This window comes from Rhodococcus sp. ZPP (assembly GCF_017656075.1).
In the GTDB taxonomy this organism is placed as follows: domain Bacteria; phylum Actinomycetota; class Actinomycetes; order Mycobacteriales; family Mycobacteriaceae; genus Rhodococcus_F; species Rhodococcus_F oxybenzonivorans.
In genome coordinates this window covers 458,565-473,117 of sequence record NZ_CP058639.1, presented here as the reverse complement: position 1 = coordinate 473,117, position 14,553 = coordinate 458,565, and the positions used below count along the sequence as shown (strand labels likewise).

Annotated in this window: 12 protein-coding genes and 1 pseudogene; 5 read left to right on the top strand and 8 right to left on the bottom strand. The window is 65.1% G+C overall.

Going from position 1 to position 14,553, the window contains the following annotated elements:
• Positions 1 to 7 precede the first annotated feature (7 nt).
• Positions 8 to 340, top strand: coding sequence for a hypothetical protein (locus tag HYG77_RS33485; RefSeq protein ID WP_244461471.1), 333 nt, complete (start codon positions 8 to 10; stop codon positions 338 to 340).
• Positions 341 to 750: 410 nt separating this feature from the next.
• On the opposite strand, the gene HYG77_RS33480 is transcribed toward HYG77_RS33485, so the two are convergent.
• From HYG77_RS33480 to HYG77_RS33455, 6 genes are all read right to left on the bottom strand, one after another.
• Positions 751 to 1,581: an alpha/beta hydrolase gene (locus HYG77_RS33480; protein ID WP_208963920.1), complete on the bottom strand. Its 831-nt coding sequence runs from the start codon at positions 1,579 to 1,581 to the stop codon at positions 751 to 753.
• Positions 1,582 to 1,660: 79 nt separating this feature from the next.
• Complete coding sequence (locus HYG77_RS33475) at positions 1,661 to 2,587, bottom strand: VOC family protein (RefSeq protein WP_208963919.1); 927 nt, start codon at positions 2,585 to 2,587, stop codon at positions 1,661 to 1,663.
• Between the two features lie 9 nt (positions 2,588 to 2,596).
• Positions 2,597 to 3,481: a fumarylacetoacetate hydrolase family protein gene (locus HYG77_RS33470; RefSeq protein WP_208963918.1), complete on the bottom strand. Its 885-nt coding sequence runs from the start codon at positions 3,479 to 3,481 to the stop codon at positions 2,597 to 2,599.
• Between the two features lie 102 nt (positions 3,482 to 3,583).
• Positions 3,584 to 4,120, bottom strand: coding sequence for a carboxymuconolactone decarboxylase family protein (locus tag HYG77_RS33465; protein ID WP_208963917.1), 537 nt, complete (start codon positions 4,118 to 4,120; stop codon positions 3,584 to 3,586).
• A gap of 50 nt (positions 4,121 to 4,170) precedes the next feature.
• Positions 4,171 to 5,676 carry an FAD-dependent oxidoreductase gene (locus HYG77_RS33460; RefSeq protein ID WP_208963916.1) on the bottom strand — a complete coding sequence of 502 codons (1,506 nt, stop codon included), beginning with the start codon at positions 5,674 to 5,676 and terminating at the stop codon, positions 4,171 to 4,173.
• A gap of 273 nt (positions 5,677 to 5,949) precedes the next feature.
• Positions 5,950 to 6,921 carry a LysR family transcriptional regulator gene (locus HYG77_RS33455; RefSeq protein WP_208963915.1) on the bottom strand — a complete coding sequence of 324 codons (972 nt, stop codon included), beginning with the start codon at positions 6,919 to 6,921 and terminating at the stop codon, positions 5,950 to 5,952.
• 179 nt (positions 6,922 to 7,100) lie between these two features.
• Between HYG77_RS33455 and HYG77_RS33450 the strand changes: the two genes are divergently transcribed.
• The 4 genes and pseudogenes from HYG77_RS33450 to HYG77_RS33430 all read left to right on the top strand — a co-directional run bounded on the left by HYG77_RS33450 (position 7,101) and on the right by HYG77_RS33430 (position 11,996).
• Positions 7,101 to 8,489: an amidohydrolase family protein gene (locus HYG77_RS33450; protein WP_208963914.1), complete on the top strand. Its 1,389-nt coding sequence runs from the start codon at positions 7,101 to 7,103 to the stop codon at positions 8,487 to 8,489.
• Between the two features lie 156 nt (positions 8,490 to 8,645).
• Positions 8,646 to 9,941: an MFS transporter gene (locus tag HYG77_RS33445; protein ID WP_208963913.1), complete on the top strand. Its 1,296-nt coding sequence runs from the start codon at positions 8,646 to 8,648 to the stop codon at positions 9,939 to 9,941.
• 167 nt (positions 9,942 to 10,108) lie between these two features.
• A pseudogene (locus HYG77_RS33440) lies at positions 10,109 to 11,199 on the top strand (hypothetical protein); the annotation flags it as partial.
• Entirely contained in the window at positions 11,199 to 11,996 is a 798-nt protein-coding gene (locus HYG77_RS33430; RefSeq protein ID WP_208963910.1) for a hypothetical protein, read from the top strand. The pseudogene HYG77_RS33440 and the gene HYG77_RS33430, both read left to right, overlap by 1 nt.
• 135 nt (positions 11,997 to 12,131) lie before the next feature.
• Here the strand turns inward: HYG77_RS33430 and HYG77_RS33425 are convergent, their stop codons facing one another.
• Positions 12,132 to 13,427, bottom strand: a complete 1,296-nt coding sequence (locus HYG77_RS33425; protein WP_208963909.1) for an acyl-CoA dehydrogenase family protein — start codon at positions 13,425 to 13,427, stop codon at positions 12,132 to 12,134.
• Between the two features lie 36 nt (positions 13,428 to 13,463).
• Positions 13,464 to 14,516, bottom strand: a complete 1,053-nt coding sequence (locus tag HYG77_RS33420) for a phosphotransferase family protein (RefSeq protein ID WP_208963908.1) — start codon at positions 14,514 to 14,516, stop codon at positions 13,464 to 13,466.
• Positions 14,517 to 14,553: the final 37 nt, after the last annotated feature.

The window sequence follows — 14,553 nt, the reverse complement described above, 5'->3', positions numbered from 1 at the left end:
GGGGAAGATGAGGCGGTCGCTGCGTGATCCCTGGTACCGGGCGTCGATCAGGGCGGCCGCGAGTGCTCACTGGCTGACCACCGGTAGCCGGGGTCTGCGCGGGATGACCGGGGAACCAGTCGAACTCGACGACACCGAGGCCGCGACCGTGCTGGCCGCCCTGGTGGAAACCACGGGCGGGCGCTGGCCCGACCGTCCGCGACGCATTACCCGGCTCCTGGTCCGCCTGGACATCGCCGGCCACCATCCCCACATGGCCGAAGTCATCCACACACTGGCCACTGACCCGACATGGCCACCACGCGCCCGCGAGATCGCGGCGACCTCGGCCGACTGGTAGCGCCGAAACGGAGATCTACGCAGCAAGCTGCTGCGCAAACGGGCAGGAAGAGGGTGAGGACATCACGGTCGCGGTCCTCGACCCCCCGGCCGGGTTGGCGGCGATCAACCAGAACGGCTTACTGGCCGGATGCGCCTGGCGTGACTACCGAGACTCCGGCATCACTTGCACGAACATCTGGCCGGCACCCCGACTCGGCGGGGTGCGATATCGGTGCCGACACGGGAAAGACGAACACGCCGTCATCCCGGTCGAACGGGCCACACCACCGGACATCACCATCGATGCCACAGGCCCTCTCGCCGACCGGGGATAGTCGCAGGATCGTGTCGAGTCCCTCCTCGACGACTTCTCATGCGCAGTCCCGGCAGACCTTGGCCTGACCTGTCTGGATGGTTTCATGAGGCGGGTTAGCCTTCTGGCGACAATTGTGCCTTCAGCCATGCCGCTGTGATTGCCAAGTTTGGTCCGGCGTCGAATCGGGGGTCTTCATGGCCCGCTCCTCCGATCATGCAGTAAGTAGCGTCAATTCGGTGCCGGGCTAGAGCTTTGAACAGATCGTGGCTGTCGGATTCCGGGACGATGCGGTCGAGGTTTCCATGGGCGATGAGGAATGGAGGGGCCGCGGCGTGGATGTTCTCGAGGGGGCTGGCTGAGCGTACTTCGGCGTCGTGGTCAGCGAAGTCGCTGCGGCAGAATAGGGCGGAGACCGCCGGTGGTCGGTTGAGGATGCGAGTTTCGAGGGGCGTGCGGCGGGTGCTGTCGAGTAGGTCGGTGGGGGAGAACCAATTGACTACGGCTTGTACTGCACTGGAGTGGTTGCCGTGAGGGCCGACGGTTCCTTCGAGGGCGTGGTTGTCGGCTGTGAGTCCGACGATTGTGGCCAGGTATCCGCCGGCGGAAGCCCCCCAAATGCCTAGTCGTTCGGTTTGCAGACCGTAGTTGCTTCCTCGTGCACGCAACCACCGCACTGCAGCTTTGACGTCGTGCACCTGGGTTGGGTAATGGATGTGGGGTGCGAGCCGATAGTTCGCTGAGGTCACGGCGACACCCATTTCGGCGAGAGGCTTCAACCGTTTGCCGGCGTCGTCGTTCTTGTCTCCGCCTTCCCACCCGCCGCCGTGGAGGTAGAGAACGGTCGGGGCGGTACCGCACGATTCTGGGCGGTAGATGTCCAGGGTCAATGACCCGCCGGAGACAGCAGCGTACTCGATATCTCTAATGACATTGATGGATTGCATTCGTACAACATCCCTTTCGCAGGACGTTTCGGTATGACAGGAGCGCTCCTGTGAGGTTTCGGGCAGCGCCGTTGTGTGCTCAGCGTTGAGTGGAGTGTGCTCCGGTCATCAGGGCGGCGAGGTCGTCGGGTTCGAGGAATGATGGGGGCGGTGGTGGCCCCCAGGCGTAGAGGCCTTGCACGCCGTGGAGTACTTCGGGTGACCAGAGTTCGTTTTCGGGGACGGTGTCCATGTCGGAGTAGTACTCGGAGAAGTTCCCGGCGGGGTCTTTGAGGTACCAGAAGAAGTTCGCGCCGGCGTAGTGCCGGCCGAGACCCCAGATGTGCCGCTGGGGGTTGTGCTCGAGCATCGTGTGGGCGCCGCGGCCGACGTCGTCGATGTCGTCGACCTGCCAGCTGGTGTGGTGCAGGAAGTTCACCGGGGCGGCCATCACGAGAATGTTGTGGTGCTCGACGGAGCAGCGCAGGAATGCTGCTTTGTCGCCCATGTAGTCGCTGACCTTGAAACCCAGCCCGTCGGTGAAGAACGTCATGGTGGTCTCGAGGTCGGTGGAGCCGAGCACGGCGTGGCCGAGTTTGCGGGGGCGCACCGGTTCGGTGCGGGCGAGGAACGGGGCTCGTCCCGACCGGTCGATCCGGCCGGGACCGTTGTACGGGGTGGGCGGGACGGGCGGGTCGATGGTGATGCGGGGGCGGATCGTGACCCGCACCGCGGTGCCGGTGACGGGTTCGACGGTGCGGACGGTGGTTCCATCGTGGTCGATCGCCTGCCCGAGCGCGGACAGCCGGTGTGCGGTGGCAGCGATGTCGTCGAGGTCATCCGCGGCGACGGTCAGCTCGATCAGTCGTCGGGTCGGGGCGTACACGATCGCGAGTTGTTCGCCGCCGTTGCGGGTGGCGAAGACTCCGTTGCCGCGGTGTGTGAGTCCGAAATCGGTGTAGAAGGCGATGGTGTCGTCGACGTTGGGGACGCCGATGGTGACTTTGCCCAGTCCGTGTAATGCCATGGTTCGTTCCTATTTCGCTTCGGGATGGTCGGTGACGAAGCGTTGGTGCAGTGCGCCGATGCCTTCGATCCAGCTGTCGAGCTTCTCATCGGCCTGCAGGAATCGCTGCGGGTCGCGGCCGACACCGACGCCGGCCGGGGTGCCGGTGAAGATGACATCGCCCGGGTAGAGGGTCACATTGCGGGAGAGGGTGGCGATCAGCGTGGAGACGGGGAAGATCAGGTCCCGGGTGCGGCCCTTCTGCACTTCCTCGCCGTCGATGGTGCAGCCGAGTTCGAGGTCGTCGGGGTCGGTGAACTCGTCCGGGGTCACCAACCACGGGCCTTGCGGGGAGAACCCGGCGAAGGACTTGCCGAGCCCGAATTGCGGCGCCGGACCGCGTAGTTGGGAGATGCGTTCGGAGATGTCTTGTCCGACGGTGAGGCCGGCGACGTGGGACCAGGCGTCGGCCTCGTCGATGTTGGTGGTTTCGCGGCCGATGACGGCGACGAGTTCGACTTCCCAGTCGACGTTGCCGCCGGCCGGGATCGGGACGTCGGTGTCGGGGCCGGAAAAGGATGAGACGTACTTGGTGAAGATCGGGGGAAGGTGGGTCGGGGACTCGAAGCCGGATTCGGTGGCGTGGGCGTGGTAGTTCAGGCCGACCGCGAACACCTGGCGCGGTGCCGGTGACGGCGCCCGCAGCAGGGTCCGGTCGATCGGGAAGCCGTCGTCGGAGAAGATCGACGGGCCCTGTTCGGCGACCCATTCGGTGACGTTACCCCAAGCCTGGTACACGGCAGGCAATTCCGGGCCGAACCGGCCGCGGGAGGTGGTGGAGAGGTCGACGGCCCGCTCGGAACCCTCGTCTCCGAAGACGAGAACGGCACGATCGTCGAGGTTGGCAATACGCATGAAACGGTCTCCTAAAAACAGATATGAATGTCGATTACGCGAGATTCTGAACGGCGACTCGATGGCGGTCGGGGAGCGTGGCCAGTGTTCGCCGAACGGGCGTCAGCCGGGTAGCGAGGTCGGTGCGGGAGGCGGTGTTTGTGCCGTGTTCATCACCATGGCCAGTGTCGAGTAGTACCCGGCGGTGACTACGACGTCGACGACGGATTGCGGTCCGAGTAACTCGATGCCTGCATCGAAGGTGGCGTCGGAGACGGCCTTGTGGGCGAGCAATTCGACGACGATGTCGTACGCCGACTGCTCGGAAGGAGCGAGATCGGGGGGAGTCGATCGCCGCGACAGGGCGGCGATCGACTCGTCCGACAGTCCCGCTGCGCGGGCCAACGGGAGGTGATAGGTCCATTCGAAGTCCTGGTCCCACTTCCGAGCCACCAGCAGGACAAGCATTTCGAAGATCTTCTTCGGCAGCGGGCTCGCGAACCGGAGGTAGGCGCCGAGCCGCTGAAGGTGCTCCATCGCTTGCGGGCTGCGCAGCAACGGAACAAATGGCCCGAACACCGCACCGCGCGGTCCGGCGGTGATGCGGCGCGCTGCGGCCTGTTGCTCGGCGGAGAGTTCGTCGGCCGGAGGCATGGGCATTCGGTCAGTGCCACCAGCTTTGGGGGAGGAGTCTGACGTCATCCCGTTCATCATGCGATGCGCAGGGTGTGTTTGAGTGCGAGCTGGGCGTCTTCGATTGCCGGCGGCTGCATACTCGCCCAAGCGATATACCCGTCGGGGCGAATCAACAGGCTCCGCACCCCCCGCAGTTCGGGTGGGGTGAGCACCAGATGCCCCGAATAGGTCCGTAGCAGCGGGACGGTGGCGTCCAGGGGAGCGTAGGTCTGCGCGCCGGTGCAGTCGAGGAGAATGAATCCCGGTCCCCGCAGCAGCTCTCCCACGCGATACAAGCCGGCCTCGGTGTGTAAATCCAGGTCCGGGGATCGGTGCCCGGTCATCGGGTGGCTGTTCGGTGCACAGGGATACGGAAAGGTCAGCCCGTTGAGGTCGAGGGCAAGTTGGCGATTGACCTCGGGAATCGGGAGGAGGGTGTGCTGGAACCATCGTTTGAGGGCGACGCCCTCGTCGGTGAAGTCGAATTGGATTGCGCACTGCGCCTGCACACTACGGAGCAGGGCTTCGGTCACAGGGCGCCGTTCGGTCTCGTAGGTGCTCAACAGGTCACCGCCGGCATGTCCGTGGATCGCGGCTGCGAGCTTCCAGCCCAAGTTGAACGCATCTTGCATGCAGAAGTTCATGCCGACCCCGCTGGCGGGGTAGTGGATCCGCGCAGATTCCCCGACCAGGAAGGTATTGCCCTGGTGGAAGGACGCCGCGAGCTTCATCGTGTCGGTGTAGCGCGAGCCCCACACCAACTCGTCGAAGGGCACCTTCACACCGAGAATGTCGGCGATGCACTGACTGACCTCTTCGGCGGTGACCGGTTCGGATTGGTCCGCATGCCGCCGCTCGGCGTGGACAATGTTGAATCGAGTGAGGGTCTGGTTCTCTCCGAACGGGAACGAGGTGATCCACCCGTTCGCGTTGTCGACCATGCGACGGGCCTCGGGCCACGGGCGGTCCATCCGCAGATCGGCGACGATCCCGGTGAACGTCGGTCCGTGGCCGACGAAGTCGATGCCGAGTGCCGACCGCACCACACTGCGCGCGCCGTCTGCGCCGACGAGGTAGTTTGCCGAGAACGCCTCGATCCTGCCGGTAGCCACCGAGGTCGCAGTCACGGTCACGGCACCTTCCTGCTGCACGATGACGTCGACGTGCATGCCGTGCCGTACGTCGACACCGAGCCGACGAGCCTCGTCGAGTAAGAGTTCCTCGGTGTCGTTTTGCGGCAGGATGAGTCGAAAACCGAAGCGCGAGCGGAGATGATGCCACTCGATCGGCTGCATTCCGCCCCAGATATGGACGGGGATCAGCGGGTTGGCGCGGATGCTCTCGGCGCGCTCGATGAACTTCTCGGCCAGGCCGCGCGCATCGAGAAGTTCGAGGACCCGCGGCAACACTGTGCCCGCACGAGACTTCACCGGTTCAGTCCGACGTTCCAAGACGACTACCTCGACGCCTGCACGGGCCAGTTCTGTGGCAACAGTCAGTCCCGACGGACCACCACCAACGACAACAACTTGGGGAGACATACGTATCGCCTTTCCGACCGCACGGTTCGCAGGGCGGTCCCGAGACCATCCGCGCCGGTGCGGGTGTGTAAACCAGTGATCGATGACGTCGACCTTGCCTGGTCCCCAGGTATACGGGAAGTCGATGTTCCGTATGTCAGTTATTCACGCGATGGATACAGTGTTGCGCGTCCCGTACGAAGCTGATCTGTCCGGCCCATGCGCGAGCAGTGAAACCCAATAGCGCGCTCGCTGCGAGAGCGCCCGTTGTGCCGCACACCTCGTTCGTGGCAGCTACTCGGCGACCCTACCGAGCTCACCGGATGTATCGGCTTGCGCTGTTGACCGAGCCGCCTCGACCACGACCGTGCGGAGCCAAAGAAATTCCGGGTCGGAGTTGTACATCGGGTGCCACCACAGGGCTTGTCGTAGCGGTGCCAAGGTCAACGGCGTGCTGACGATGCGCAATCCGTCGCTGTGAGCGAACTTCTGCGCCAAACGGTGTGGTGCGAGCGCTATCCGGCCGGTTCCCGCCAGGAAGTAGGGCAACGCGAGGTAGTTCTCACCGACGACCTGAACGCGTGGTTCGATGCCCTGCGCTTTGACCTGGTGCAACGGGGTGTTGGGAGAATGCGGGTCGGTCTGGAAGACCGCCCACGGACTGTCACGGAGCTGTTCGAGCGTGATGGTCTCGCCGATGTCGGGGTTGTCCGCCGCCACCAGACACACCCAGTGATCGGTGTACAGATCCATGGAAGGTAGATCCGTGACGAATCCTCGGGGAACGATCGCGAGGTCCGCGGTCCGCAGACGGTCGGAGATGCGATCGACGAGTTCGGGTCTCAACTCGACGAAACTGATACGGGCGAGCGGGGCTCGTGCCAGGAGGTGTTCGGATATCGCTTGCCCGATCGTGGCCAGCACGTATCCGGACACAATCATGGTGAAGACGCGGGTCGTTTTCTCGACATCGAGCCCCGGTTCGGTCTCGAGTACACGTTCGACCGCCGACATCGCCACCGTGGTGCGCCCGGCCAGGCGTTGGGCCAGCGGTGTCAGCTGGTAGGTATTGCCGACCCGGGCCAAAAGGGGGTCACCGAAATACCGGCGGAGCCGGGCCAGTGCCGCACTCATCGCCGGCTGACTCAGCCCCACCTCGGTGGCGGCGCGACTGACACTGCGCTCGCGAAGTAATGCTTCGAGCGCCACGATGAGGTTGAGGTCAAGTTTGGCGCGGCGCCCCCTCTCCGTTGATATCTGCTCCATGGATACGGACTATACGGTTCCCCTCCTTCGCAAATAACCCAGTGGAAACCACACTGGACGAACGTGCGTACCCGACCGCGGTAGCCCACCGCCGGTATCGATACGGCGGCGCGGCACCAACCCCCGGTCCGTGCGCTGTCGTCAGTTCCATTTCCGAGGAGGATCGAAGAATTTTGACCATGGAAAGTGCCCGGGTGAGAGGTCCCGGCAAGGTGGAGGAACCGAGCAACCGCCGGACCGTGCTGCGTGGGGCGACAGTGATCACCCTCGACCACGAACTCGGTGACTTCGAGCAGGCAGACGTCCTTATCGACGGAGACACCATCTCGATGCTCGCCCCGCACATCGAGGTAGCCGATGCGGCGACGACCGTCGATGCAACCGGGATGATCGCGATCCCCGGTTTCGTCGACACCCACCGCCATACCTGGCAGAGCGCCATCCGCCACGGTTATGCAGAACTGAACCCACTGCAGTACTTCGCCGAGGTGCTGCAAGGAATCGGGGCCGCCTACACGCCGGACGACGTGCAGATCGGCACCCTGCTGGGTGCAGCGTCCGCTCTCAACGCCGGAACGACCACCCTGGTGGACTGGTCGCATATTCAGAACTCGCCCGAGCATTCCGATGCGGCGATTTATGCGCTGGCCGAATCGGGGATCAGAGCCGTCTTCGGGCACGGTTGGCCACTGACGGACGACGACCGCTGGACAAATCGCAGCGCACTACGGCATCCGGCAGACATCGAGCGGCTGCAGAAGCAGTATTTCGCCGGCGACAACGCCCTGCTGACTCTGGCCATGGCCGCCCGAGGCCCCGAGATGACGTTGCCCTCGATCTGGCGCGATGATCTGCAACTCGCCCGCGACCTCGGGCTGCGCACATCGGTACATGTCGGCGCATACCCGCACAACGCGGCGCACCACGCAGTCGCCCAGTACGACGACGTGGGTCTGCTCGGTGACGACATGACGTTCGTCCATTGCTGCCGGTGCACGAACGACGAACTGAAGATGATCGCAGCCGCAGGCGCCTCCGTGTCGCTGGGCGTGCACTGCGAGATGAACTCGCAAGGAATCGGTGACATCCCGCTCGACCGGATGCTGTCCATGGGGCTACGCCCCAGCTTGAGCGGAGACACCGAAACGAAATGTACGGCGGACATGTTCACTCAGATGCGGCTGCTCTACGCCTACTACCGTTCGTGGCGTGGTGGGGGACATTCCACCGTACCCACCCCGCAGGACCTGACACTGCGGGACGTACTCGAATTCGCCACCATCGAGGGCGCGCGAGCAGTCGGACTCGACCACCGCATCGGTACCCTCACTCCCGGCAAGCAGGCCGATATCGTTCTTATTCGTGCCACGGACGTCAACCTTGCCCCAGTCCTCGACCCGGTCGCGGCGGTGGTCCTGGCAGCCCACGAAGGCAACGTCGATTCGGTTCTTGTCGCTGGCACCTTCGTGAAGGCCAACGGCCGGCCCGCTCGGCTCGACCACAGCGCCCTGATACAGCGAGCGCGGGCGTCCCAAAAGCGCGTGCTCGGCCAATGGACCCGCGGGTGAGGGGATCCACCACACGAATAGCCGCTATCGCGTATCCCGTCTTCCCGAATACACCCTGGCGGGACAAAGTGATAGTCCTCACAGTGATGATCAGGCGGTGTCAGAAGCAGGCTTCGGCGCCCCGGTCGATGTTTCGAAGGAGCAGAAACTTTGTCTATGTCGCGAGCTGCCGAGTTTCGGCGCGGTTGGCCCACCTTGGCCGCTGCCACGTTAGCCGTCGGGTTGGGTGTCTCCGGACTTGCCATCTACTCGGCAGGCCTCTTCGTCAGCGATCTCAGTCGTGAGCTCGGGCTCACGGCCACCACATTCGGGCTCGCCTTCTCGTTGTTGACACTTGGTATGGCGGCAGCAGTGCCGGTGGTCGGTTACGCCGTCGATCGGTACGGCGTCAAAATCCCGACGATCATCAGCGCGTTGTGTCTGGCCGCATGTTTCGCCGTACTCGGAACGATCGTCCATTCACTGCCCGCGTATCTGGCCACGATGGCGTTGATGGGATTCCTCGGCGCCGGATCGGGCCCGATAGCCTTCACGCGGGCGGTGAGCAGTTGGTTCGACCGCGCCCGCGGATTCGCTTTGGGAATCACCATGATGGGCATGGGCCTGGCCGGAGCGATGGTCCCACTCGTGATCAGCTCGGTAATCGAGGCCCGTGGTTGGCAGTCCGCCTACATCGCCCTCGCTTGCGCAGCGGCCGCCGGAGCGCTGCCCACCCTGTTGCTCCTTCGCGGTGCCCCAGGCAAAGACCCCGCCGCCACATTGGCATCAGCTGCGGACGATAACCAGCGTGCTTCTTCGGCGGAGCCGGTGGGTCCGAGCTTCGCGGTGATCCGCCGCAGTCGGCTGTTCTGGCAGCTGATCGCCACCTTCGGCTTGATGTCGGTCGCCTTCACCGGCCTCGTTCCCCATCTCGTCCCGATGTTGCGGCAGTCCGGATTGAGTGCTGGTACCGCGGCGTCGATCGCCTCGCTCCTGGGAATTTCCGTCATCGTCAGCCGATTGGTGGTCGGCTTCATGTTCGATATCTTCCGCCCGACCGTGGTTGCCGCATCCCTGTGCTGCATCTGTACCGTCGGCGTCCTCGCTTTCGCGTTCGGCGGCGTAGCACTTGCACCTGTCGCGGCAATCGCAGTGGGATGCATGCTCGGCGCCGAACTGGACATGCTCGGGTTCTTCACCTCCCGCTACTTCGGTCTCGCCGCCTTCGGCCGCGCCTACGCCGGCCCCTACACCGCCTTCGTGATCGGAGGTGCCATCGCACCGTTGTGGATCGGCGCCATAGCGGACCAAGCCGACAGCTACCGCCCTGCCCTTGTCGTAGTGGCGGTCCTGACCCTGCTCGTCGCCGCGAGTTTCCTGGCACTGCCGAACCCGAACCGCCGGGTCGAAGCGCTGCACGTCGGCGCGAAGACCGTGGCACCGCCACCGTCTGCCATCGCGGGACGGAGTTGATTGCAATCGGTTCGGACCACATTGGACGATATCCGTGTGGCTCAGCGATGTCGCGCTAGCCGCGCCGGTAAGGAGAACCGATCTCGGCACGCCACGTACCCCAGAGCATCGGTGACGTAGAGAAAGCCGGAGCAGCGCAAGCGGAAACACCGTCTCGAATAGCCCCCCGGGAACTGGGCCGCCGGCTGGCATGGTGCGCACAGCATCTGGGGGTGCTTCCCGGGCCGACCCCGGCCCGCACCGGCGCGGCGATCATCGACAAGATCGCACGGGAACGCACCCGCAGCGGTAAGGGCATCGTGGTGACGACCGCGGGTCCGGTGCCGCCGCTCGATGGGGCGCCGCGCGGGGACCTCGAGCCCGCGGTCGGCTGGACCCGGGTCCCGGAGGCGGCTGATCTCGAGGAGGTGTGCCGGTTGGTGTCGATCGACCAACGCGCCGCCTATTTGGCCTCGGCCGGGATGCTCGAACTCGGCTACGGACAACCCACACATCTGACCGGTGCGGCGGCGGCCGCCGCAGCAGCCGGGGAGAAGGGCACCCCGTTCGGGTTGTGGCGGATCACCCTGCCCGCGGGACAAACCTTGGCACTGCCCGAGAAACTGCCTCTGCCGCATCCGCACATGCTCGCCGATCAGCCGGTGCAAACCTGGGTCACCACCGTCACCCTCGATGCCCTGCGGGAACCAGTCACCGATGGCGGGATCGGCGCCGATCTCGACGACCTCGACATCACCGAGGCGTGGGTGTATCCGCAGCAGGGGCGGGTGCTGGACAAATGGGCGAAGATCCTGCGCGAGGCCCGCAAAACCGCGGTGGACACCCGGGATGCGGCGATGAAGGGATTTCTCGGTTCCTGCTACAAGGGGTACATCGGGCGGATGGTCAACCCGGACATGTGGACCGCGACCCGGATGCAGCACCACCACCAGCCGTTGTGGCGGGCGTCGATCATCGCGCACTGCCGGTGGCGGGGCCGCCGCGTCGCGATGCGCATCGCCCGCGAACACCAGCGGTGGCCGGTCCGCACCGTCACCGACTCCTGGGTATACCTCCTCCCCAACGGTCAAGACATCGCCGACCCGAGCGGCGCCCTGGGAAAGATGACGGTGGAAAGGACGTGACCCTCACCGACACCCTCCTTAATGCGGTGGCGTCGGCCGGAGACGTGCACGAGGTGAACCTCGCGATCAAGGCCGCCTTCACCGACCACGACGACGCCGCCGACGACGAAGACGAAGGGGCGGGTGAGGTCTGATGGCTTTGCATCTGCCGAAGCCGCGGACCAAGAAACCGGCACAGCAGGCGGTCGGGCTCGACGGCCTCAAAGTCTCGGTGGCCAACGCCGCGACCAGCGGGGTGGAGAAGTCAAAACAGGTCACAACCGGGGGACTGGCCGGACTGACCAGCAAGGTGACGGTCAAACAATTGCGGAAGGAGCTCGGCAACGAGGGTTTACGTCAGGCGGCGATCGACGCCGGCCGCACCCCGCCCTCGGATCGCACGTTGCGCCGGTGGGCGCAACAGGGCCGGATCCCGCACGCGGATGTGCTCGAGCGGGCGCAACGGCGGGCGGCGATCGAGCGATTGGGTGGTATCGATGCGGTGGCGGCGAAGATCGGACGGTCCCGCTCGGCGGTGTCCCGGTACCGGTCCGGGGAGACGAACGAGTTACGCGCCGACGCCAGCAAAAAACTGAAAAACGTCAAGGCGCAGGACATCATGGCCCGTGCCGGGGTGCTGCGCCCCGATGGAACACCGAAGACCGCGGTCATCCGGGTCAGGGGCGGGGTGATGGTCCGCAACGGCGCCGACGAGGGCTACGACTACCGGGTCCGGACCCTGGACTTCGCGAACTCCGACACCCCATTCACCCCTGAGGAGTCCCGCGAACTCGCCGCCGCGTTGGCCAATGATGATCATGCCCGGGTCGTGGCACTCCTCGAGCGGCACGCCACCCTCGACTATCCGGAGAACAAGGGCTTCGACCGATACAGCGACCAGTTCGGATTCCACTTCGACCACATCGACTCCGTCCACATCGACTGGATTTGATACGAAGGGGACTCATCTGGCTGTGGACGGTGGTTATCTGGCGCAGTAACCAAGCCCGCAGTGGCTCACCGCCGGGAGGCCGGTTGCGGACGAGGTCTCGTGGAGAAGCGCCCACAACCGCCCTTTTGATTCGTGTCAGACCGAGGCGAGTACCTCGTCGAGCAGGTCGGCGTAGCGCTCCTGCGCCGCGCGCCGACGGGTGGGCACGTGTTCGGTTGGGATCCGGTCGGCCGGGGCTTCGTATCGGCGCAGGATGAGCTTGGCCACGGTGTCGCGGTGCACCTCGTCCGGGCCGTCGTAGAGACGGGCCGCGCGGGCCGCCCGGTACATGAAGTCCAGGGGCAGATCCGAGCTGAACCCGAGGGAACCATGGGTCTGGATGGACCGGTCGATGATGTCGTGCAGAATCTTCGCGCCGAAGTACTTGATCATCGCGATTTCCTTGCGGGCGGCCTTGGTCCCCTGGGTGTCGATCACCCACGCGGCCTGCAATGTCATCAGGCGCAGGGCCTGCATTTCGGCGGCGGAATCGGCGATCCAGTTGCGGACGGTCTGCTTGTCCCCGAGGACGCTGCCGTGCGCGAAGCGGTATGTGGCCCGTTCGCACATCATGTCGAAGGCCCGGTTGGACTGGCCGATCCACCGCATGCAGTGGTGGATACGGCCGGGCCCGAGGCGCTTCTGCGAGATCAGAAATCCGTCGCCGGGATTGCCGAGCAGGGCATCGGCACCGACTCGCACGTCGCGCAGCACAACCTCGCAGTGCGAGCCGTAGGTGTTCTCCCGAGGTGAGGGGTTCTCCATCGACGCGATGTCGCGCACCACGTCGAGGCCCGGTGCGTCGATCGGGATGATGAACTGCGATGCGCGGCGGTGCCGTTCGGCGTCGGGATCGGTGACGGCGACGACGATGAGGAAGTCGGCGGTCGACGCGTTACTGATGAACCACTTGTGCCCGTTGAGGACCCAGTTGTCGCCGTCTCGCACGGCGGTAGTCTGCAGGTTCGTCGGGTCTGCGCCGGCGTTGTCGGGTTCGGTCAGTGCGAAGGCCGAGTACTTCTCGCCCGCCAGGAGTGGGTCGAGCCAGCGGCGCTTCTGCTCGTCGGTGCCTACCGCGGCGAGGATTTCTGCGTTGCCGGAATCCGGTGCTTGGCAACCGAACACGAGTGGTCCGAGGGGGGAGGACCCGAGGATTTCGTGCATCAGGCCGAGCTTGACCTGGCCGTAGCCTTGACCGCCGAGTTCGGGGTCGAGGTGCGCAGCCCACAGTTGCTGGGCCTTGACCTTGTGCTGTAGTGGCGCGATGGCTTCGAGCAGCTGCGGCCAGGTCAGTTCGAGGGTTTCGAGCGGACGGATCTCGTCGCGCACGAATGCGGTCATCCAATCCAGCTTCTGCTGGAAGTCGGGTTCGGTGGAGAAGTCCCATGCCATGTTTCGTACCTCCGGTGTGGATCAGTCGGTCAGGGGTCAGTCGAGGAAACGCAGGGTGCGCTCGAACAGTTGGAGGGCGTACCGATGGAGCCGGTCGCCTACCTCGGTGGATGCCTGCCCGGAGCAGGCGCGGGCGTAGGTGCCTTCGAGGATGATGGCGAGCTTGAAGCCGGCGAGAGCGGTGTACCAGTCGATGGCGCGCAGATCACGCTCGGTGTTCGCGGAGTACCGGTCGAGCAGTTCCGACCGGGTGGGCAGGCCGCCGGCTGCGGCGAGGCGGCTCTCCAGTAGGTCGGTGCCGCCGTCGAGGTCGGGCCACATCGCGAAGATCCATCCGAGATCGAGTAAGGGGTCGCCGATGGTGGCCATCTCCCAGTCGACGATCGCCGTGACCGTCGGTTCGGTGCGGTCGAACATGACGTTGGAGACGTGGTAGTCGCCGTGCAGGATGCCCGGTGTCCAATCGCGGGGGCGATTGTCGTCGAGCCACGACGCGATCCGATCGACGCCGGGAAGCAGCACCGTGCGGTATCCGGGAAGGAGTGTGTACGACTCGAGTTCGCTGCTCCACCGCCCGACCTGGCGTTCGAGGAAGCCGTCCGGCCGCCCGAAGTCGGTCAGTCCGATGGCGGTGTGGTCGACCCGGCCGAGCTCGGTGAGGGCATCGACCATGGCCAGACCCATGCGGTGGCGGACCTTGGGGTCCGCTGCGTGGGCGGGGGAGAGGCGTTCGGCGGCGTTGTAGCCGTCCACAGAGTGCATCAGGTAGAACACCGCACCCAGTACGGCGGTGTCCTCGCTGCCGGCGACGAACGTCGGGTGAGGCACGGCGGTGCCGGACAGGGCACGAAGCAGCGTCATCTCTCGGACCATCATGCGGTTCGAATGGGGGCGCAGGTGCTGCGGTCCGCGACGCAGGACATAGCGGGTCCCGGCGCGTTCGAACCCGAGCATGATGTTCTGGGTTCCGCCTCCGATAGGAGAGACTGCGGTCAGATCGCCGGAGCCGAGTCCCTGCGCGTCCATCCAGTCCCGCAACGCGGCGAGATCGACTCCGAGGAGGTCGCTGTCGGTGGTGTCGGTGGGCATGATTAGAACGTATCGGCCGTGTCCTGCGGCGGCACTG

Excerpts from the sequence above, each read along its gene's own strand:
- HYG77_RS33485 (WP_244461471.1), top strand. The coding sequence starts at position 8 with ATGAGGCGGTCGCTGCGTGATCCCTGGTACCGGGCGTCGATCAGGGCG.
- HYG77_RS33480 (WP_208963920.1), bottom strand. The coding sequence starts at position 1,581 with ATGCAATCCATCAATGTCATTAGAGATATCGAGTACGCTGCTGTCTCC.
- HYG77_RS33475 (WP_208963919.1), bottom strand. The coding sequence starts at position 2,587 with ATGGCATTACACGGACTGGGCAAAGTCACCATCGGCGTCCCCAACGTC.
- HYG77_RS33470 (WP_208963918.1), bottom strand. The coding sequence starts at position 3,481 with ATGCGTATTGCCAACCTCGACGATCGTGCCGTTCTCGTCTTCGGAGAC.
- HYG77_RS33465 (WP_208963917.1), bottom strand. The coding sequence starts at position 4,120 with ATGCCCATGCCTCCGGCCGACGAACTCTCCGCCGAGCAACAGGCCGCA.
- HYG77_RS33460 (WP_208963916.1), bottom strand. The coding sequence starts at position 5,676 with ATGTCTCCCCAAGTTGTTGTCGTTGGTGGTGGTCCGTCGGGACTGACT.
- HYG77_RS33455 (WP_208963915.1), bottom strand. The coding sequence starts at position 6,921 with ATGGAGCAGATATCAACGGAGAGGGGGCGCCGCGCCAAACTTGACCTC.
- HYG77_RS33450 (WP_208963914.1), top strand. The coding sequence starts at position 7,101 with ATGGAAAGTGCCCGGGTGAGAGGTCCCGGCAAGGTGGAGGAACCGAGC.
- HYG77_RS33445 (WP_208963913.1), top strand. The coding sequence starts at position 8,646 with ATGTCGCGAGCTGCCGAGTTTCGGCGCGGTTGGCCCACCTTGGCCGCT.
- HYG77_RS33430 (WP_208963910.1), top strand. The coding sequence starts at position 11,199 with ATGGCTTTGCATCTGCCGAAGCCGCGGACCAAGAAACCGGCACAGCAG.
- HYG77_RS33425 (WP_208963909.1), bottom strand. The coding sequence starts at position 13,427 with ATGGCATGGGACTTCTCCACCGAACCCGACTTCCAGCAGAAGCTGGAT.
- HYG77_RS33420 (WP_208963908.1), bottom strand. The coding sequence starts at position 14,516 with ATGCCCACCGACACCACCGACAGCGACCTCCTCGGAGTCGATCTCGCC.